Origin of the sequence: Bradyrhizobium sp. USDA 336, from assembly GCF_044908355.1 — a bacterium.
Classification (GTDB): domain Bacteria; phylum Pseudomonadota; class Alphaproteobacteria; order Rhizobiales; family Xanthobacteraceae; genus Bradyrhizobium; species Bradyrhizobium yuanmingense.
Window position 1 is genome coordinate 1,586,653 of record NZ_JBIYDC010000002.1, and the last position, 18,770, is coordinate 1,605,422.

An 18,770-nucleotide genomic window follows, 5' to 3' on the forward strand; every position below is an offset into this window, starting at 1 on the left:
ATTGACGGGGAGAGAGCCGCGCCCAAGGCGGCCAGGTTCGGCGCTTCGGAGCGGTTCGGGCACTTCCCGTTCAGAAAGGGTTTTCCGCAATGAATTTCCGTTACTTGGCCGCGTCCGTCCGGCCGCGCGGGCGACTTCTCGCCCTGTTGACGGCGACGGCGTTGGCCGTTCCGTTTGCCGCCGAGGCCCAGACCCCTGCGCCGGCCCCAGGCGCCCCCGCCGCGCCCAAGGCCTCCCCGGCCCCGGCTCCGAAGGCGGCTGCTCCCAAGGCAGCTCCCAAGGCTCCGGCGCCCGCAGCATCCCCGCAGGCCCAGCAGGCTCCGGCGCAAGGCGCCCCGCAGCAGGGCGGAGCCCAGCCCGCCGACCAGCAGATCCAGCTGATCTATGCGCCCTGGACCAAGTTCTGCCTCAAGGGCCAGGACGCCAATGCCAAGCAAGTCTGCTTCACCGGCAAGGACGGCCGTATCGAATCGGGCCAGCCGGTCATCGCGGCCGTGATCATCGAGCCGGAAGGCGAACCGAAGAAGATCCTGCGCGTGACGCTGCCGCTCGGCATGCAGCTGGTGCACGGCACCCGCATCATCGTCGACAGCAACGCGCCGCTGCAGCAGCCCTATGTGATCTGCTTCCAGAACGGCTGCATGTCCGACTACGAGGCCACGCCCGAGCTCATCAACAACATGAAGAAGGGCCAGAATCTCGTTGTCCAGGCGATCAATGCCAACGGCGCGCCGCTGACCCTGCCGCTGCCGCTCACCGGCGAATTCCAGAAGGCCTATGACGGTCCGCCGACCGATCCGAAGGTGTTCGAGGAGACCCAGAAGAAGCTGCAGGAAGAGCTGCAGAAGAAGGCCGAAGAGCAACGCAAGAAGCTCGAGCAGCAGGGTGGTGGCGCGCCCGGCGCGGCTCCGACCGGTCAGAAGTAATCGGGATAAAATCCCGGACGTGAAAAAGGCGCTCGGTTGGAGCGCCTTTTTTGCTGGCCGCTCGATGGTGCGCAATTCTCAACGGACGCGGTGCCGACTATCGGGCTCCGTTCAACTCTCCCGAAGGGAGAGGTCGGATCGCATCGCAAGATGCGATCCGGGTGAGGGGTTACAGTCTCACTGGGCGCTGCGGCTCCTCACCCGGATTGCTCAGGCGCGCAATGCGCGCCATAGCAATCCGACCTCTCCCCGTCGGGGAGAGGTGGAGCCGAGGCGCCGGCCCGGTTTCTGAAGCTTTAGTTCAGCGAGGGATTGCGCGGGCGATAGCCGCCGGCCTTGTCCTTGATAAAGATCTCGGCGACCTGGGAATGCCGGACCGGCTCGCCGGAATCGTCCGGCAATAGGTTCTGCTCCGAGACATAGGCGACGTATTCGGATTCCGCGTTCTCCGCGAGCAGGTGATAGAACGGCTGGTCCTTGTGGGGCCGCACTTCCTCGGGAATCGATAACCACCATTCCTCGGTGTTGTTGAATTCCGGATCGATGTCGAAAATCACCCCCCGGAACGAGAAGATCCGGTGGCGAACGACCTGTCCGATCTGGAATTTGGCGGTCCGCGCTTTAATCATCCCCCGTCGATAGACCAGGATTGTGGCCGATGCTAGTGCCCTCAGCTGGAATTAACCTTCGTCTCCGGGGCGGATAGCCCCCAAGCCTTCAGAAAAAACTTCAGCAATGGTCGATATCCTCAATCTGGCGCTGCCTTATTTCGGCTTGATCTTCGTCGGTTTTGCCTGCGGCAAGGTCAAGTCCATCCCGGAATCGGGGCTCGCCTGGATGAACTTCTTCCTGCTCTACGTGTCGCTGCCGGCGCTGCTGTTCGCGATCATGTCGAAGACGCCGTTTTCGGAATTGAATAACCCGCCGTTCCTGGTGGCGACGACGCTGTCGACGGTCGCGGCGTTCACGCTAGCGCTCGTGGTCGGCAAGCTGCTCGGACGGCTGACGCTGCGCGAGGCGACGCTCGCGGGCCTCTCCGGCGGCTATGGCAATATCGGCTATATGGGCCCTGGCCTTGCGCTCGCGGTGCTGGGGCCGAAGGCGGCTGCGCCGACCGCGCTGATCTTCTGCTGCGACAGCATCTTCCTGTTCACGATCGTGCCGCTCTTGATCGAGCTTTCCGACCGCGACCATCCCTCGCTCGTCCACGCTTTCGGCGTCGTGCTGAAGCAGATCGTGCTCAATCCGCTGATCATGTCGGCTTGCTTCGGCGCGGCGGTGGCGGCGCTGCATATCGAGCTGCCGGTCGCCCTCGACCGCACCATCACCTTCCTGCAGAACGCGGCCGCGCCGACCGCGCTGTTCGTGCTCGGCGTCACCGTGGCGCTCCGCCCGTTCGATCGGGTGCCGTGGGAGGTGCCGGGCGTGATCGCGGTCAAGCTGCTGATCCATCCGCTCGCGGCGTTCGCCCTGATGCTGGCGTTCGGCCCGTTCGCGCAGCCCTGGGCCGCCACCGCCGTGCTGATGGCCGCGCTGCCGCCGGCACTCAACGTGTTCGTCATCGCCCGGCAGAACGATGCCTGGATCGAGTCCGCCTCCGTCGCAGTGCTGCTTGGCACCTTCGCCTCCGTGGTCACGCTGACCAGCGTGATGTGGGCGATCCAGACGGGAAGGTTGGCGTTTCCTTGAAGGTGATGAGATTGGCTTGATCTCTTCCGCGGGGCCGGTGCGCTCCCTCTCCCGCTTGCGGGAGAGGGTCGGGGAGAGGGCTCTCTCCGCGTCGGGATTGTCGAGAGTGCAGAAAAAATCCCGTCGCGGAGAGAGCCTCCACCCGGCGCTTCGCGCCGACCTCCCCCGCAAGCGGGAGAGGTTGCACCGAGCCCGCGGCATGTCTGTTCAACCTAAAGGCTATAAGGCTACCGCCGCCAGGTCGGCGTCAGGCCTTCGCGCATGGCGAAGCGCCGGAGCGGGCCGATGGCGCCGAGGAGGTGCATGCCGACGGCGCGGACGGGCTGGAGCGGCAGGAAGTCGTTGAGCAAAGAGCGGTTGGCGATGTCGATCGCAAAGGTGCGGCTCAAGATGTCCGGCCGGCGGGCGCGGTCATAACGCTTGAGCACATCGTCCGCGCCCGGATCCTGTCCCGCGGCGATGGCCTCGCCCGCGAGCCGGGCAATGTCGGCGGCATCGCGCAGGCCGAGATTCAGGCCCTGGGCGCCGATCGGCGGCACCACATGGGCGGCTTCGCCGACCAGCGCGATACGGTCGCGGCCGAAGCATTTCGGCCGCTCGATCGCGAGCGGGAACAGGTTGCGCCCAGGCTCCACATTCATCCGGCCCAGGATCGAATGCGACTGCTTCTCGATCGCCCCCGACAGCTCCTCGTCGCTCAAGCCGCGCAGCCGTTCAGCCTGCGCAGGCGCTGCGACCCAGACGATGCTGGAGCGGTCGCCGGGCAGGGGCACGAACACGCAAGGCCCGTGCGGCGTGTGGAACTCGGTCGAGACGTTGCGATGCGGCCGGGCATGGCTGACGTTGAAGGTCAACGCGGTCTGGTTCAACTCGCGCCGCGTCACCTCGATGCCAGCAGCCTCGCGGCACAGCGAGTGCCGGCCGTCGGCGCCCACCACCAGGCGGGCCGAGAGAAACTGTCCGGACGCCGTGCGCAGCGCGACGTCGACGGCTTCGATGACGACGCTTTCGGCCTCGTCGTCGAAGCGGACGAGATTGGGCAGCTCGGCCGCGCGCGCTTCCAGCGCCAGCATCAGCGAGCGATTGTCGATGTTATAGCCGAACGCATCGAGGCCGATTTCGTGACAGGAGAAGCGCACCTCCGGCGCACGAAACAGCCGGCCGGTGTCGTCGACGAGGCGCATGACTTCCAGCGCAGCCGCCTTGTCTCTGCAGCGCGACCAGACGTCGAGGCCTTCCAATAGATCGATGGAGGCGCCGAGCAATGCGGTGGTGCGATTGTCGGCATAGGGAACGCGGCGCGCCACCAGTGCGGTCCGGGCACCCGCCTGCGCCAGGGCGATCGCCGCGGCAAGGCCGGCAGGTCCGCCGCCAATCACGGCCGCGTCATGGAGTGTCGATGCGTCTATCATGGAACGACATTTGACACGCCGGGCGGCAAATTCAAGCCCACCTATATTTCCCTGATTTTATGGCGAATTTTGCGATCGTGCGCCGCAATGGCGGATGTGCAAACCGGTCGCATTCTGATAGCAGAAGCCATGGATACGCAGCAGGATTCCCTGAAGCCGAGACCGGCGATCCGCGCCGCAGCCTTCTCGGTGCACATCTTCACCGCGTTCGGCGCGGCGCTCGCGCTCCTGGCGATGCTGGAGGCCGTGCGCGAGCACTGGGCGGCGATGTTTCAATGGCTGGGCGTCGCCCTGATCATCGACGCGATCGATGGGCCGATCGCGCGCCGACTCGACGTCAAGAACGTGCAGCCGAACTGGTCGGGCGACGTGCTCGATCTCGTGGTCGACTTCTGCACCTATGTCTTCGTGCCGGCCTATGCGATCGTCGCGAGCGGCATGCTGCTGCCGGTGGCGGCTCCCTTGCTGGGCATCGCCATCATCGTCACCAGTGCACTGTACTTCGCCGACCAGCGCATGAAGGCCGACGACAATCATTTCCGCGGCTTCCCGGCGCTGTGGAACGCGGCCGCGTTCTATCTGTTCCTGCTGCATTGGCCGCCGCTGTGGGCGACGCTGCTGGTCGCCGCGCTGGTCGTGCTGACGTTCGTGCCGTTCCATGTGCTGCACCCTGTCAGGGTCGTGCGGCTGCGCTGGTTGACGATGTCGCTGATCGCGATCTGGGCGGTGCTCGCCTTCTACACACTGCAAATGGATTTTCGCGTCGGCACCGGGGTGACCATCGTGCTCTGCGCCATCGCGCTCTGGATCAGCTTCAGCGATGCCTTGATCCGGTTGGCGAAATCCCTGGCGAGATTATCGGCGTGATGGAGCTGCTGACCAGCCCGGAAGCCTGGGCCGCGCTGCTCACCTTGACGGCGCTCGAGATCGTGCTCGGCATCGACAACGTCATCTTCATCTCGGTGCTCGTCTCGCGTCTTCCCGAGAAACCGGCGCAGCGCGCTCGCCAGATCGGGCTTGCGCTGGCACTGGTCTTTCGCCTCATCTTGCTCAGTCTCCTGGTCTGGCTGATCGGCCTGACCGCTCCGGTGCTCTCGATTCAGGGCTATGCTTTTTCCTGGCGCGACCTCATCCTGATCGGCGGCGGCCTCTTCCTGATCGCCAAGGCCACACATGAGATTCACGGCGAGGTCGAATCCGATCACGACGCGAGCGAGAAGGACTCCACAGGCAGCGCCTTCTTCTGGGTGATCGTCCAGATCGTGATCATCGACATCGTGTTCTCGCTGGACTCGATCATCACCGCGATCGGCATGGCCGAGGACATCAAGATCATGATCGCGGCGGTCGTGATCGCATGCGCGGTCATGTACGTTTCGGCGGGCCCGGTGGCGCGATTCGTCGCGGAGCATCCGACCACCAAGATGCTTGCACTGGCCTTCCTGGTGCTGATCGGCGTCGCGCTGGTTGCGGACGGATTCCACTTCCACATTCCGCGCGGCTACATCTATTTCGCAATAGCGTTCTCGGCGGCGGTGGAGTTCTTCAACGTGCTGGCGAGGCGCAACCGCCGGAAAGCCGCCAAGTAGTCGCGTTGGGTCGTTCCAGTCGGCGTCGAGTTGACAAGGCGGGCGCGATGGCTTTCGCTCAGCCGCAAGAAGAGGAGGTCAGGTGATGACGAAAGCCATCCGTGTGCACAAGGTCGGAGGCCCCGAAGCCCTGGTCTATGAGAGCGTCGACGTGCCGGCGCCCGGGCCCGGCGAGGTGCGCATCCGCCAGCACGCGGTCGGCCTCAATTTCATCGACGTCTATTACCGCACCGGCCTCTACAAGGCGCCGGGGCTTCCCTTCATCGCCGGCAATGAGGCTTCGGGCGAGGTCACAGCGGTCGGGCCAGGCGTAACGAATTTTCACCCCGGCGATCGCGTTGCGTATTACCACAATCTCGGCGCCTATACCGGCGAGCGCAACATCCCTTGGGAGAAGCTGGTCAAGCTGCCCGATCACATCACCTACGAGCAGGGCGCCGTGCTGATGTTGAAGGGGCTGACGGTCTGGTATCTGCTGCACAAGACCTTCAAGGTCGAGCCGCATCATCGCGTTCTGGTCCACGCCGCCGCCGGCGGCATCGGCCTGCTCGCCTGCCAATGGGCGAGGGCGCTTGGCGCGCATGTCATCGGCACCGTCGGCTCGCGCGAGAAGGCCGAGCTTGCGGAGGCCAATGGCTGCGATCACGTCATCCTCTACAACGAGGAGGATTTCGTTGCGCGCGTGAAGCAGATCAGCCGCAACGAGGGCTGCGACGTCGTCTATGACGGCGTCGGCAAGGCGACGTTCCCGGGCTCGCTGTCCTGCCTGAAGCCGCGCGGCATGTTCGTCTCGTTCGGCAATGCTTCGGGCCCCGTGCCGCCATTCGCGATTGCCGAGCTCAACAATCACGGCTCGCTGTTCGCGACGCGACCGAAGCTCAACGATTATGTCGGCACGCGCAAGGAACTGCTCGAAGGCGCCGACACCCTGTTCGCCGCGGTCATCAACGGCAAGCTGCACGTGCCGATCAACCACGCCTACGCGCTGAAGGACGCCGCCAAGGCGCACACCGATCTCGAAAGCCGCAAGACGACGGGGGCTTCGATCTTGAAGCCGTAACTCTTTCGGCATCGGCGGTTTCGTAAGGTGGGCAAAGGCGCGGAGCGCCGTGCCCACCATCTTCATTGCGGTGAAAAATGGTGGGCACGCTTCGCTTTGCCCACCCTACAGCACTATGCGACGCGTCTCGCCGCGCCGGCCTTGGTCAAGATCGCGTCGAGACATTCGATCATCTCGGCGATCTCTTCCTTCGTGACGTTCAATGCCGGCATGAAGCGCAAGCTGTCGACCTGCGGCGCGTTCAGCAGCACGCCGGCTTCGAACGCCTGCGCGACGATGCCGGGTGCGATCGGCAGCTTGAGATCGAGCGCGAGCAACAGGCCGCGCCCGCGCACGCCACCGAGGCCATGCCGGGCCGAGACCTTCTGCAGCTCGCTTTCGAGCAGGAGGCCGGTCTCGGTGACCGCCTTCAGGAAGTCGGGCTTCTTGACCTCCTCGAGCACCGCGAGGCCCGCCGCGCACATGATCGGGTTGCCGTTGAACGTGCCGCCCTGATCGCCGTGCTCGAAGCATGAGGCGCGTTCGCTCGCGAGCAGGGCCGCGAGCGGCACGCCGCCGCCGATGCCCTTGCCGAGCGTCATGATGTCGGGCGCAATCGCCGTGTGCTCATAATGGAAGAGCTTTCCGGTCCGTCCCATGCCGGTCTGGATCTCGTCGAAAATAAGCAAGAGGCCATGCGCTTCGGTCAGCGCGCGCAGCTGCTGCAGGAACTGATCGGTCGCAGGCCACACGCCGGATTCACCCTGGATCGGCTCGAGCATCACGGCGACGGTATTGGCGTTGATCAGCTTTTCCACCGAGCCGATGTCGTTGAGCTTGGCCTTCTTGAAGCCCGCGACCTTCGGCTCGAACAGCGGCTCGAACGCCTTCTTGCCCGAAGCCGACATCGTCGCCAGCGTCCGGCCGTGGAAGCCGCCTTCGAAGCTGATGATCTCGAACGCGCCGCCTTTGTGCAGGCTGCCATATTTGCGCGCGAGCTTGATCGCCCCCTCATTGGCTTCCGCGCCCGAATTGGCAAAGAACACCTGATCGAAGGCGCTGTTCTCGACCAGCGCCTGCGCCAGCTTCAGGCTCGGCTCGTTGTAGAAGGCCGGGCTCGGCGTCAGCAGCCGCCTGGCTTGAGCTGCGAGCGCGTCGGCGATCGCGGGCGGGGAATGGCCGAGGCAGTTCACGGCCCAGCCCTGCACGAAGTCGAGATAGCGCTTGCGGCTGTCGTCCCAGAGGTAGGAGCCGGCGCCGCGGACGAACACGGTCTTCGGCCGTGCGGTGATGTCCATCAGCGCGTCATACGGATGCGTGGTCATGTCGTACTCCTCTGGAGGCGGGGTGGAAAAAGGGCGCAAAAAGCAGAAAGGCCGCACCTTGCGGGTGCGGCCTTTCTCGAAAAACTGGCTGAATTCAGTGGTTCAGCGGCGTCCTCGGACATGGCGCACCCTCTCGTCGTCGCGCGAGCGACGGCGGAGCATTTCGGTGCGCTGGTTGGTCCGAGCGTTGATCATGGGGCGCGTCCGTACAGCCGAATGGCAGGACTTGTCAAGCAGGCATTTCGCAAGATGCTCGCCGAGCGTGCATCGGTCAGGTCGGGTGCGCGGCTTCCTCGGCTTCTTCGTCGCCCCAATCCGTGTCATCAGCCCGACGCGCAGCAGCTTGAGCGGCGAATTCCGGACAGCGCGGGCAGAGTTAGGCCGAGTCCGTGACCGCTGCGTGAATGCATTATAGTGTCACATTCCTAACGTGACGCTTACTCCACGCCATAGTGCGAGAACACATCGGCGATGCCGGCGTTGATCGCCTTTGCGGCCGCGATGTCGCGCTCGGCGCCTTCGCTGTCACCCTTCTTGCGCTTCGCCAGTCCGCGGCCGTAGAGCGAGCCGTCGAGCCCCGGCTTGATGCTCAGCGCGGCATCGTAATCGGCGATCGCCGCGTCGAGGTTGCCCAGCTTGAGATGGGCGAGGGCGCGGCTGTCCAGCGTGTAGGCCTCGTTGGGAGTCATCTTGAGCGACTGCTCGCAATCGGCCAGCGCCTCCTGCAGGCGGCCGACGATCGCGCGGGTGAAGCAGCGCGAATTGAACACGTCCGCGCGGTTCGCATTCGCTCTGATGGAGCGGTCGTAATCGTCGAGCGCCAGCGCATAATCGTGCGTATCAAAATACATGTTCGCGCGCGCATAGTAGTCGCGGTCGTTGTTCGGACTGAGATCGACCGATCTGGCGAAATCGGCCAGCGCTCGGGGGCGGTCGCCGCGGTCGCGATAGATGCGGGCGCGGTTGCCGTAAGCCGGCCCGTAGTTCGGGTCGAACTTGATCGACAGATTAAAGTCCGCAAGTGCGCGCGCATCGTCGCCGTGGTTGCTGAAGGCGGTGCCGCGATTGAAATAGGCGAGCGCGAATTTCGGATCGAGCTTGATGGCCCGATCGTAGTCGGCCATCGCGAGCTCGTACGCTTTCTTGTGAATGTAGGAGTTGCCGCGGTTGTTGAAATAGAGCGGGTCGCGGGCGTTCAGCCGAATGGCGCGCGTGTAGTCGGCAATGGCGCGATCGGCATCGCCGAGATCGTCATAGGCGATGCCGCGATTGTACAGGAGGTCGGGATCCCTGGCACCAAGATCGATGGCACGGCTGAAATCCGCCACGGCGCGCTCGGCCTCGCCACGTCGCCGAAACATTTCGCCGCGATTGGCGAGCGCGTGCACATCGTCGGGATTGGCCTTGAGCAGGGCCGAGCAGCCGGCGAAGCGCCGGCCGTCACTGCCTCCGCCGTCGTTTGCGAAGCACCACTGGCGGGCCTGCGCGGCGGATGGTGATCGCGCGTTGGCGGGGGCCGGCAGCGCGAGCAGGGTCATCGTCAGGCCGATTGCGGACAGCTTGAGGAGAATCCCTGACGTTTCATCGTGTTTCATTGTTTCCGCGTCGAAACCATTGCGCCTCTAGCGTGTTTGTGATCGAAGGACGCGACTTGGTTCGAACCGAATGCACCACCGCCCAGACCAAGAAGGCGGGACCAACCAGATAGCGCAAAGCCTTGTCCGATACGCCCTATCCGATCGATCTCGACAGCGTCCGCGGTGCGTTTCCGCCCGGCATCGAGGCGCCGCCGCTGCTGGTCGACTTTGCGGCCTGGCTGAAAGGGCGCCCGTGGGGCAGCGTCGGCTGCTTCTCGCTGCAGGGCCAATTCTCGGACTCCGCGCCGATCGTCGACGGCAGTCCCTTGCGCGACAGGTTCTCGCTGTTCATGCGCCTGCCTGACGGCTCGGCCGTCGGCGGCTGGTATGGCGCGGGTCTTGATCGAGACAATCCGCCGATCGTCGGTCTGGGCTCCGAGGGTGATTACGAGCTGCTGGCGCCGAGCCTCGATGCGCTGCTGACGAGGCTGACGTCGCAGCAATTCGACAGGGCCTGGAGCGATCTGAAGCCGCGTGACGACGTCGAGCCTCAGACCGTCGAACTTGCGCAATGGCTCGCTGGCCAGCCCATTGGCGACAAGGCGACGTGTGACGACGGAGCGCCGGAGCTGCCTGATTTCCGCGGCTTCATGGAAAAATGGAGTCGGGACCGCGAGGACTATTGGGCCAACCATCGCATGATGGCCGAACTCGGCTGGCGGCTGGCCGCGCATCTGCCCAAGGGCAAGAATGCCTGGGATAAGACGCGTTTCGAGGTCGCGATCGTCGGCAAGCAATACCAAGCGCGCGTGCTGACGCGCGGACCGCAGCCGTTCGAGGAAGCCGCTTCGATCGAATCCCTGCTGCGCGATCTGCGCGAACAGATGTGGAAGGCTCAGCCTGAGCTAGGGTTATGGTATGCGATGAGGTTCGGCCTCTACGCCGACGGCCGCGTCATGCCGAGCTTCGAATACGATGCGCGCCCGACCATCGACGGCGAACCGGCGAAGTTATCCGAGGCTCAGGCCGATCTCGCCCGCGGACCAAGGCCGGAGCGCTGGGTGCCGAAATGGCTGGCGTGATTGTCTCCACACTGTCTTTGCGAGCGCAGCGAAGCAATCGAGACGGTTCCCGCGGAGGGATTCTGGATTGCTTCGCTACGCTCGCAATGACTGAACGCGGTCAGAACCCGGCGACGCTGCCGTGCAGATCGTATGCGTCGGCGCGCTCGATCTTGGCGGTGACGATCTCGCCGACACGCAAGGGGCGGCGGCTGGAGAGATAGACCGCGCCGTCGATCTCCGGCGCATCGGCCTTGGAGCGGCCCTTCGCCACGGTTGGGCCGACCTCGTCGATGATGACCTGCTGCCGCGTGCCGACCTTGCGCTTCAGCCGCCGCGCCGAGATCTTCTGCTGCCGGGCCATCAGCGCGTTGTAGCGCTCCTGCTTGACCTCTTCAGGGACGGGGTTCTCGATCGCGTTCGAGGTGGCGCCGGCGACCGGCTCGTATTTGAAGCAGCCGAGGCGATCGATCTCGGCCTCCTCGAGCCAGTCGAGCAGATAGGCGAAGTCGGCATCGGTCTCGCCGGGGAAGCCGACGATGAAGGTCGAGCGCAAGGCGAGATCGGGGCATTCCTCGCGCCAGCGCTTGATCCGCGCCAGCGTCTTGTCCTGCGCCGCCGGACGCTTCATCGCCCTCAGCACCTCGGGGCTCGCATGCTGGAACGGGATGTCCAGATAGGGCAGCACCTTGCCCTCGGTCATCAGCGCAATGACCTCGTCGACATGCGGGTAGGGGTAGACATATTGCAGCCGGATCCAGGCTCCCAACTCGCCGAGCTCGCGCGCGAGGTCGAGGAATTTTGCGCGGACCTGGCGGTTCTTCCACGGGCTCTCGGCATATTTGAGATCGACGCCGTAGGCTGAAGTGTCCTGCGAGATCACCAGGAGCTCTTTGACGCCGGCGCCGACGAGGCGCTCGGCCTCGCGCAGCACGTCATCGGCGGGACGCGAGACGAGGTCGCCGCGCAGCTTCGGAATGATGCAGAAGGTGCAGCGGTTGTTGCAGCCCTCGGAAATCTTCAGATAGGCGTAGTGGCGCGGGGTCAGCTTGATGCCCTGCGGCGGCACCAGGTCGAGATGCGGATTGTGCGCCGGCGGCAGCGCGCGGTGCACGGCGTCCAGCACGCTCTCATATTGCTGCGGGCCGGTGATGGACAGCACGCCCGGATAGGCCTGCTCGATCGCTTCCGGTTCCGCGCCCATGCAGCCGGTCACGATCACCTTGCCGTTCTCGGCCATGGCCTCGCCGATCGCCGACAGCGATTCCTGCTTGGCGCTGTCGAGGAAGCCACAGGTGTTGACGATGACGATGTCCGCCCCGTCATGCTTGCGGGCGAGCTCATAGCCCTCCGCGCGCAGGCGCGTGATGATGCGCTCGGAATCCACCAAGGCCTTGGGGCAGCCGAGTGACGTGAATGAAATGCGCGGCGCTCTGTCCATGTAATCGCCTGGAGCCTATCTGAATTGTCTGGATTTGCGATCCAAGTAATTGAACCGATGGCGAAATTCAACAACTAACGTATGCGGCGCGCGGCTAAAGCAGTACGCGCGCGTAGTTGGCGTGATCGGCCAGTCACCAGCGACGATATTACTGACTGACGGTTCCTGGTCTGGAAGCTCATTCGGATCGAGCGAGTGGAAGATCCGAGGTGAATTGCTCGAACATGCCCGTTTTGGTTGTTATTCGGTTTCTTGCTTGATTTCACGGAGCTTAACCACGATGCGCCGCTTCATCTTCGGCTTGGCTTTCGTCACCGTTTCCTATGGCGCCATGTTTCCGGCGCGCGCTGAAGTCGACAAGATCATCCATGTCTGCGATCGGCAGGAACGATTGTGCCCGGAATTCAGGCCACGCGTGAAAGCACCTCATGGTTGGGCGAGGGACGAGGCCGCGAGTCTCAAATACGGCGCATCGATGTTCGTTCCTAAAGGGAAGACATTCGGTAAAGCAGAAGCAATCATCTATGCCGAAGGCCGCTATAACGAGGACCGGACCGAACTGGTTCAATGGATCGCAACGAGTGATAAGGATTGGGCGACGACATCCGGCGACCATGCCAAGATCACCACGCTTCCCTCGGTCAGCCCGAAGGTCATCATCAACCGCTACGACAATCCATCCTTGAAGGACCAGCCGATCGAAGTCATCGCGCATTACGCCGACCGCGACAAAGACGGCAATTCCTACGTCGTGCGGCTAGCGGTCTCCGGGCGCACTGAGGCGGCGGTGCTAGCCGCGGTGCCACTTCTCGACAAGATGATCGTTGGCGCGAAGATTCCGTGAGAGCATGAGTTCTGCTTCGCAGCTGAAGGCTGACCTGCGCGAGCGTTTCTTGCGGGTGGGTGGCATCGAAAGTTTACATTCGTCGTGTCAGGGACATCCGAGCGACCCGAAGCTGACCTTGGGCGCAGCCGTCTGATCCATGTCTGATCTGCCTGATCGACTGGCCTGAGCTAGTTCCAATTGCGCATAATTACAACCCTTTGCAGGGCGATCCGGCGTGCTATGGATGAATCAGCTGCCGTGAGTGAGCCATGAGCGCCGAACAGTCGCCCAAAATCGTGATCGTCGACGAAAGCCCGATCCGGGCCGCGATCCTGGAGGAGGGATTGCGCGAGGCCGGGTTTACCCAAGTCGTCCATATCAGCGAGATGCAGAGCCTGCTGGCCCGTATTTATGCGGCGGACCCCGACATCATCGTGATCGATCTCGAAAACCCCAGCCGCGACGTGCTGGAGGCGATGTTCCAGGTCAGCCGCGCGGTGAAGCGGCCGGTCGCCATGTTCGTCGACCAGAGCGATTCAGCCTCGATCCAGGCCTCGGTCGAGGCGGGAGTGTCGGCCTATATCGTCGACGGGCTGAAGAAGGAGCGCATCAAGCCGATCCTCGACCTTTGCGTGTCCCGTTTCAACGCCTTCGCCAAGCTCCAAGAGGAGCTGGAGCGCACCAAGTCGCAGCTCGAGGACCGCAAGATCATCGAGCGCGCCAAGGGCATTCTGATGAAGGTGAAGGGCCTGACCGAGGACGAGGCCTATGTGCTGCTGCGCTCCACCGCGATGCGCGAGAAGAAGAAAATCGGCGAGATCGCGCAGTCGATCATCACCGCGTCGGAGATGCTGAAATGACCGTTCCCCTCCGCATCGGGTTCATTCCGCTGGTCGATGCCGCCGCGCTGATCGTCGCGGTCGACAAAGGCTTTGCCGCCGCCGAGGGGCTCGAGGTCGAGCTGGTGCGCGAGGTCTCCTGGTCCAACGTCCGCGACAAGCTCAATATCGGCCTGTTCGACGCGGCGCATCTGCTCGCGCCCGTGGCGATCGCGTCCTCGCTCGGCCTCGGTCACGTCAAGGTGCCGATCGCCGCGGCCTTCAATCTCGGCATCAACGGCAATGCCATCACGGTGTCGCCGGCGCTCCATGCCGCGCTGATGGAGGAGATCGACGGCGATCGCTTCGACCCGATGGCGACGGCGAAAGCGCTGGCGAAGGTGGTTGCCAAGCGCCGCAAGGCGGGGGCCGAGCCGCTCACCTTCGGCATGACCTTCCCGTTCTCCACCCACAATTATCAATTGCGGTTCTGGATGGCCGCGGCGGGCGTCGATCCCGACGAGGACGTGCGCCTCGTGGTGCTGCCGCCGCCCTATATGGTCGACAGTCTCAAGAACGGCCATGTCGATGCGTTCTGCGTCGGCGCGCCCTGGAACTCGGTCGCGGTCGATCTCGGCGTCGGCCATATCCTGCATTTCGTCGCCGACATTCTGGTCCGTGCGGCGGAGAAGGTGCTGGCGATCCGCCAGACCTGGGCCGACAAGAATCCGGACGTGGTCGCAGCCCTGGTGCGGGCAGCCGTGAAGGCCGCCGAGTTCATCGAGCATCCCGAGAACCGGACCGAGGCGGCGCAGATCCTGGCGCAACCCGAACGGATCGGCGTCGACGCCGAGGTCATCCAACGCACCCTCACGGGGCGCCTGAAGATCTCGCCCGATGGCACCTTCCGCGAAAGCGGCCGCTACCTGCTGGTCGGACGCGAAGGGGCAGGGCGGCCCGATCCGGTCCAGGCCGCCTGGCTCTATGCGCAGATGGTGCGCTGGGGCCAGACGGCGCTCACCCCTGACGGGGTCAAGACGGCGATGGCGGTGTTCAGGCCCGATCTCTACGACGCGGCGCTCGGCAACAGGGCGCCGCTTGAGGCTCCCGCAGCGTTCGGCGCCTTTGCCGGTCCGGCCTTCGACCCCGCCGATATCCGCGGGCATCTCAAGGCCTTCGGAGTCGGGCGCTGGAAGGCGTGATTCGCGGTTGCTTCGCTTTTGAGCATCTAAGATCCTTGGCTAATGTTTGAGCTGGTTGCTCGTATTTCGGGAGAGTTCCCAGGTCAGCAGTTTCCGGGACACGTCCTAATCATCTGAAACTTCATTGGTTTTTATTTCGACCAAGCTGGCACGCAACTTGAATGTTGCGCTGCGGCCAGCTTGTCATAGGTGCCTGCTGAGCCAAGTCCCGCAGCAACGAAGCTGATCGGACCGTGGGTGACGAAGCCGGCTCCTGAGCCAGCCTTCAGTTCCTCGCGGGTCGCGCCAATCCGTCGAAGCCACTTTGGTGGCCGCAGGAGCTTCGTTACCGACCATGAAAATCGATACGCTCTCAGTCGACTTTACCGACGAGCAGAAACGCTATCTCGAAGGCTTCACGACCGGCCTGCAGATCAGCCGCGTCGGCCGCGGCCTCGGTGGCGGCAGCGGCAAGGCGAATGCCGAGCCTGTGGGTCCCGATGCCGTGCACATCAAGGCGCAGGACAAGGTGATCGCGTCGGGCAAGAAGCTCGCCGATCAGGAGAAGTTCAAGCGCGACGAGCATCCCTTCGACGCCTATCCGCGGCTGCGCCAGCAGGCGCTCGACAACACCCCGCCGAGCCCGGCGGACAATTTCCGCTGGCGCTACTACGGCATCTTCTATGTCGCGCCGACGCAGGACTCCTACATGTGCCGCCTGCGCATCCCGAACGGCATCATGAAGCATTGGCAGCTGTCAGGCCTTGCCGATCTCGCCGACGAGCTCTGCGGCCCCTACAGCCACGTGACCACGCGCGCCAATCTCCAGCTGCGCGAGATCCCGCCGAAGCACGCGATCAGAATGATCGAGGGCATCCAGGATCTCGGCCTGTGCTCGCGCGGCTCCGGCGCCGACAACATCCGCAACGTGACGGGGACGCCGACCGCCGGCATCGATCCGCAGGAAATCATCGACACGCGGCCCTATGCTCGCGAGTGGCACTACCACATCCTCAACGACCGCTCGCTCTACGGCTTGCCGCGCAAGTTCAACGTCGCCTTCGACGGCGCCGGCCGGATCGCGGTGCTGGAAGAGACCAACGACATCGCCTTCACGGCCTATGAGGTAAAGGACGGTTTCGGCGTCGAGCCGGGGGTCTGGTTCCGGCTCGGCCTCGGCGGTATCACCGGCCACAAGGATTTTGCGAAATATTCCGGCATCATCGTCAGGCCGGAGCAGGCGACCGCCGTCGCCGACGCCATCGTGCGCGTGTTCATCGAGCATGGCGACCGCACCAACCGCAACAAGGCACGGCTGAAATACGTGCTCGACGCGATGGGCCATGACGGCTTCCTCAAGCTGGTCGAGGAGCAGTTGAAGACGCCGTTCACGCGCGTGCCGGAAGAGGCGTTCGCGCCGCGGGCCGCGGCGGATCGCATGGCGCATATCGGCGTGCACAAGCAGAAGCAGGATGGCCTCAACTGGATCGGCGTATCGCTCACGCTCGGCAAGCTCACTTCCGATCAGATGCGGGGCCTCGCCAAGGTCGCGCGCGACCTCGGCGACGGCGAGATCCGCCTCACGGTCTGGCAGAACCTCTTGATCTCGGGCGTGCGCGACGCGAATGTCGAGCTTGCCATTGCCGCCATCAAGCAGATCGGGCTCGCGGTCGAGGCCTCGCACATCCGCGCCGGCCTGATCGCCTGCACCGGCAATGCCGGCTGCCGCTTCGCGGCGTCCAATACCAAGCGCAATGCCGCGGAGATCGGTGACTGGTGCGAACCGCGCGTCGCGATGGACAAGCCGGTGAACATCCACCTGACCGGCTGCCATCATTCCTGCGCGCAGCATTACATCAGCGACATCGGACTGATCGGCGCGCGCGTGCCGGTCAATGAGGAGGACACCGTCGAGGGCTATCACCTCTTCACCGGCGGCGGGTTCGGCCCCGACGCCGATGTCGGGCAGGAAGTCTATCACGACCTCAAGGCCGAGGACGCACCGAAGACGGTCGAGGCGCTGCTCAAGGCCTATCTCGCCAATCGCGCCTCGCCCGACGAAACCTTCCTCTCCTTCGCGCGCCGCCATGACGGCGAAACGCTGCGCAAGCTTGCCGATGCACAGGTGTCCGCATGAACCAGATCACGCCTCCGCCGAAACTCGATATCATCCCCGCCAGCGCGCCATTCTCCGACGCGCAGCGCTCCTGGCTAAACGGCTTCTTTGCCGGACTGCTCTCGCCTGATGTCGCAACGCCGCTGTCGCCAGAGCAGGGCGCCGCGGTCATGCCGGCCGGTGACGGCGACGACGGCGAAGCGCCGTGGCACGATCAGACCATGCCGATCGCCGAGCGGATGAAGCTTGCCGAAGGCCGTCCCCTGCGCCGCAAGATGATGGCGGCGATGGCACAGCAGGATTGCGGCCAGTGCGGCTACAATTGCCACGATTATTCGGAAGCGATCGCGTCCCGCAGCGAAGCGCGGCTCAATCTGTGCGTCCCCGGCGGCAAGGAAACTGCGCGGATGCTGAAGTCGCTGTACGAGGAGCTCGACAAGGCGCCCGCGGCCAAGATCACGGACAAGACCGCTGACAAGGCCGGCGCTCCGGCGCCGGCCGTGACCGTGACGATCGCAGAGCCCGGCCGCTCGCGGGATAATCCGATCCAGGCGACCTTCCTGTCGCGCCGTCTTCTCAACAAGGGCAAGTCGGAGAAGGAGACCTATCACATCGAGTTCGATCTCTCCGAGGGCAAGCTCGACTATGTCGTTGGCGATTCCTTCGGCGTTTTCCCGCGCAACGACGTCGGCCTCGTCGACCAGATCATCGCGCTGCTCGGCGCCTCCCACACGACCAAGGTCAACGGCAAGACGCTGCGCGAGGTGCTGATCGACGACGTCTCGCTGTCGCCGGCGCCCGACACGCTGTTCGAGCTGATCTCCTTCATCACCGGCGGCGCGCAGCGCGAGAAGGCGCGGGCGCTGGCGCAGGGGGAGGATCCCGATGGCGATGCCGCGACGCTCGACGTGATGGCGGCACTGCAGAAGTTTTCCGGCACGCGGCCGCATCCCGAGGCCTTCGTCGAGGCGCTGGAGCCGCTGCAGCCGCGGCTCTACTCGATCTCGTCCTCGCACAATGCGACGCCGGGAAAGCTGTCACTGACGGTGGACTCGGTGCGCTACGTCATCGGCAAGCGCAGGCGGCTCGGCGTCGCCTCGACCTTCCTCGGCGAGCGGATCAACGAAGGCGAGAAGCTCAAGGTCTATGTGCAGAAGGCGCACAATTTCGGCCTGCCGCAGGACCCGAAGACGCCGATCATCATGGTCGGTCCCGGCACCGGCATCGCGCCGTTCCGCGCCTTCCTGTTCGACCGCAAGGCGACCGGCGCGCCCGGCAAGAACTGGCTGTTCTTCGGCCATCAGCGCAGCGATTGCGATTTCTTCTATCAGGACGAGCTCAACGCCATGAAGACCTCCGGGCTTCTGACGCGCCTGTCGCTGGCCTGGTCGCGCGACGGCGAGAAGAAGTTTTACGTGCAGGACCGCATGCGCGAGGTCGGCCGCGAATTGTGGACCTGGCTCGCCGAGGGAGCGCATCTCTACATCTGCGGCGATGCCAAGCGCATGGCCAAGGACGTCGAGCGCGCGCTGGTCGACATCGTCGCCCAGTTCGGGGCACGTTCGACGGATGAAGCCGTCAGCTTCGTCGCCGAGCTCAAGAAGACCGGCCGCTTCCAGGCTGACGTGTATTAGCGGTTGAAGCGTCGGATCATCGCGCTTCGGCCTTCGGTGTCATCCGATTGTCATCCGAGTCGGTTCCAACTGGCTCGGACTTTAACGAATAAGATTCTCGGAACCTGCTGGTCAAGAGAATTTGCGTCTGCGATGG

Annotated in this window: 16 protein-coding genes; 11 read left to right on the plus strand and 5 right to left on the minus strand. The window is 64.3% G+C overall.

The annotated features are described in order from the left end of the window. The first annotated feature begins 89 nt into the window (after positions 1–89). On the plus strand, positions 90–926 hold the full coding sequence (locus ABIA45_RS08400) for an invasion associated locus B family protein (protein ID WP_271537971.1): 837 nt from the start codon (positions 90–92) through the stop codon (positions 924–926). Between the two features lie 296 nt (positions 927–1,222). Here ABIA45_RS08400 and hspQ read toward each other — a convergent pair whose 3' ends face one another. Further along, positions 1,223–1,555, minus strand: coding sequence for a heat shock protein HspQ (hspQ, locus tag ABIA45_RS08405; RefSeq protein WP_008564941.1), 333 nt, complete (start codon positions 1,553–1,555; stop codon positions 1,223–1,225). A gap of 106 nt (positions 1,556–1,661) precedes the next feature. Between hspQ and ABIA45_RS08410 the strand changes: the two genes are divergently transcribed. Further along, positions 1,662–2,615 carry an AEC family transporter gene (locus ABIA45_RS08410; RefSeq protein WP_157288139.1) on the plus strand — a complete coding sequence of 318 codons (954 nt, stop codon included), beginning with the start codon at positions 1,662–1,664 and terminating at the stop codon, positions 2,613–2,615. A gap of 227 nt (positions 2,616–2,842) precedes the next feature. Here ABIA45_RS08410 and ABIA45_RS08415 read toward each other — a convergent pair whose 3' ends face one another. Beyond that, positions 2,843–4,027: a UbiH/UbiF family hydroxylase gene (locus ABIA45_RS08415; protein WP_271537972.1), complete on the minus strand. Its 1,185-nt coding sequence runs from the start codon at positions 4,025–4,027 to the stop codon at positions 2,843–2,845. A gap of 87 nt (positions 4,028–4,114) precedes the next feature. On the opposite strand from ABIA45_RS08415, the gene pcsA reads away from it, so the two are divergent. The 3 genes from pcsA to ABIA45_RS08430 all read left to right on the plus strand — a co-directional run bounded on the left by pcsA (position 4,115) and on the right by ABIA45_RS08430 (position 6,676). Further along, positions 4,115–4,894, plus strand: coding sequence for a phosphatidylcholine synthase (pcsA, locus tag ABIA45_RS08420; protein WP_404541028.1), 780 nt, complete (start codon positions 4,115–4,117; stop codon positions 4,892–4,894). Beyond that, positions 4,891–5,616, plus strand: a complete 726-nt coding sequence (locus ABIA45_RS08425; protein ID WP_036012482.1) for a TerC family protein — start codon at positions 4,891–4,893, stop codon at positions 5,614–5,616. Before pcsA ends, ABIA45_RS08425 begins: the two co-directional genes overlap by 4 nt. Positions 5,617–5,701: 85 nt before the next feature. Continuing rightward, complete coding sequence (locus ABIA45_RS08430) at positions 5,702–6,676, plus strand: quinone oxidoreductase family protein (protein WP_404541030.1); 975 nt, start codon at positions 5,702–5,704, stop codon at positions 6,674–6,676. A 113-nt stretch (positions 6,677–6,789) separates the two neighbouring features. Here the strand turns inward: ABIA45_RS08430 and ABIA45_RS08435 are convergent, their stop codons facing one another. Both ABIA45_RS08435 and ABIA45_RS08440 read right to left on the minus strand, forming a co-directional pair. Next, complete coding sequence (locus tag ABIA45_RS08435; RefSeq protein WP_404651679.1) at positions 6,790–7,980, minus strand: acetylornithine transaminase; 1,191 nt, start codon at positions 7,978–7,980, stop codon at positions 6,790–6,792. 437 nt (positions 7,981–8,417) lie between these two features. After that, positions 8,418–9,575 (minus strand): tetratricopeptide repeat protein, encoded by a 1,158-nt coding sequence (locus ABIA45_RS08440; RefSeq protein ID WP_404651681.1) that lies wholly within the window; start codon positions 9,573–9,575, stop codon positions 8,418–8,420. Positions 9,576–9,697: 122 nt separating this feature from the next. Here ABIA45_RS08440 and ABIA45_RS08445 point away from each other — a divergent pair, with 122 nt between their 5' ends. Continuing rightward, the gene (locus ABIA45_RS08445; protein ID WP_404651683.1) at positions 9,698–10,639 is read left to right on the plus strand and encodes a hypothetical protein; all 942 of its coding nucleotides are present in this window, start codon (positions 9,698–9,700) and stop codon (positions 10,637–10,639) included. A gap of 100 nt (positions 10,640–10,739) precedes the next feature. Here ABIA45_RS08445 and rimO read toward each other — a convergent pair whose 3' ends face one another. Then, a complete protein-coding gene (rimO, locus tag ABIA45_RS08450; RefSeq protein WP_404651685.1) occupies positions 10,740–12,059 on the minus strand; it encodes a 30S ribosomal protein S12 methylthiotransferase RimO in 1,320 nt (439 codons plus the stop codon). A 280-nt stretch (positions 12,060–12,339) separates the two neighbouring features. Between rimO and ABIA45_RS08455 the strand changes: the two genes are divergently transcribed. The 5 genes from ABIA45_RS08455 to ABIA45_RS08475 all read left to right on the plus strand — a co-directional run bounded on the left by ABIA45_RS08455 (position 12,340) and on the right by ABIA45_RS08475 (position 18,634). Beyond that, positions 12,340–12,903 carry a hypothetical protein gene (locus ABIA45_RS08455; RefSeq protein ID WP_271537978.1) on the plus strand — a complete coding sequence of 188 codons (564 nt, stop codon included), beginning with the start codon at positions 12,340–12,342 and terminating at the stop codon, positions 12,901–12,903. 251 nt (positions 12,904–13,154) lie between these two features. After that, positions 13,155–13,745 (plus strand): ANTAR domain-containing response regulator, encoded by a 591-nt coding sequence (locus tag ABIA45_RS08460; RefSeq protein WP_036012463.1) that lies wholly within the window; start codon positions 13,155–13,157, stop codon positions 13,743–13,745. Further along, positions 13,742–14,905 (plus strand): CmpA/NrtA family ABC transporter substrate-binding protein, encoded by a 1,164-nt coding sequence (locus ABIA45_RS08465; RefSeq protein WP_404651688.1) that lies wholly within the window; start codon positions 13,742–13,744, stop codon positions 14,903–14,905. Before ABIA45_RS08460 ends, ABIA45_RS08465 begins: the two co-directional genes overlap by 4 nt. Positions 14,906–15,239: 334 nt before the next feature. Further along, entirely contained in the window at positions 15,240–17,021 is a 1,782-nt protein-coding gene (locus ABIA45_RS08470; protein ID WP_404651690.1) for a NirA family protein, read from the plus strand. Then, positions 17,018–18,634, plus strand: coding sequence for a sulfite reductase subunit alpha (locus tag ABIA45_RS08475; RefSeq protein WP_271537981.1), 1,617 nt, complete (start codon positions 17,018–17,020; stop codon positions 18,632–18,634). The genes ABIA45_RS08470 and ABIA45_RS08475 overlap by 4 nt, the downstream gene beginning before the upstream one ends. Positions 18,635–18,770 lie beyond the last annotated feature (136 nt).

Excerpts from the sequence above, each read along its gene's own strand:
- ABIA45_RS08400 (WP_271537971.1), top strand. The coding sequence starts at position 90 with ATGAATTTCCGTTACTTGGCCGCGTCCGTCCGGCCGCGCGGGCGACTT.
- ABIA45_RS08465 (WP_404651688.1), top strand. The coding sequence starts at position 13,742 with ATGACCGTTCCCCTCCGCATCGGGTTCATTCCGCTGGTCGATGCCGCC.
- rimO (WP_404651685.1), bottom strand. The coding sequence starts at position 12,059 with ATGGACAGAGCGCCGCGCATTTCATTCACGTCACTCGGCTGCCCCAAG.
- ABIA45_RS08455 (WP_271537978.1), top strand. The coding sequence starts at position 12,340 with ATGCGCCGCTTCATCTTCGGCTTGGCTTTCGTCACCGTTTCCTATGGC.
- ABIA45_RS08435 (WP_404651679.1), bottom strand. The coding sequence starts at position 7,980 with ATGACCACGCATCCGTATGACGCGCTGATGGACATCACCGCACGGCCG.
- pcsA (WP_404541028.1), top strand. The coding sequence starts at position 4,115 with ATGGCGGATGTGCAAACCGGTCGCATTCTGATAGCAGAAGCCATGGAT.
- ABIA45_RS08430 (WP_404541030.1), top strand. The coding sequence starts at position 5,702 with ATGACGAAAGCCATCCGTGTGCACAAGGTCGGAGGCCCCGAAGCCCTG.
- ABIA45_RS08475 (WP_271537981.1), top strand. The coding sequence starts at position 17,018 with ATGAACCAGATCACGCCTCCGCCGAAACTCGATATCATCCCCGCCAGC.
- ABIA45_RS08470 (WP_404651690.1), top strand. The coding sequence starts at position 15,240 with ATGAAAATCGATACGCTCTCAGTCGACTTTACCGACGAGCAGAAACGC.
- ABIA45_RS08415 (WP_271537972.1), bottom strand. The coding sequence starts at position 4,027 with ATGATAGACGCATCGACACTCCATGACGCGGCCGTGATTGGCGGCGGA.
- ABIA45_RS08440 (WP_404651681.1), bottom strand. The coding sequence starts at position 9,575 with ATGAAACACGATGAAACGTCAGGGATTCTCCTCAAGCTGTCCGCAATC.
- ABIA45_RS08460 (WP_036012463.1), top strand. The coding sequence starts at position 13,155 with ATGAGCGCCGAACAGTCGCCCAAAATCGTGATCGTCGACGAAAGCCCG.
- hspQ (WP_008564941.1), bottom strand. The coding sequence starts at position 1,555 with ATGATTAAAGCGCGGACCGCCAAATTCCAGATCGGACAGGTCGTTCGC.
- ABIA45_RS08410 (WP_157288139.1), top strand. The coding sequence starts at position 1,662 with ATGGTCGATATCCTCAATCTGGCGCTGCCTTATTTCGGCTTGATCTTC.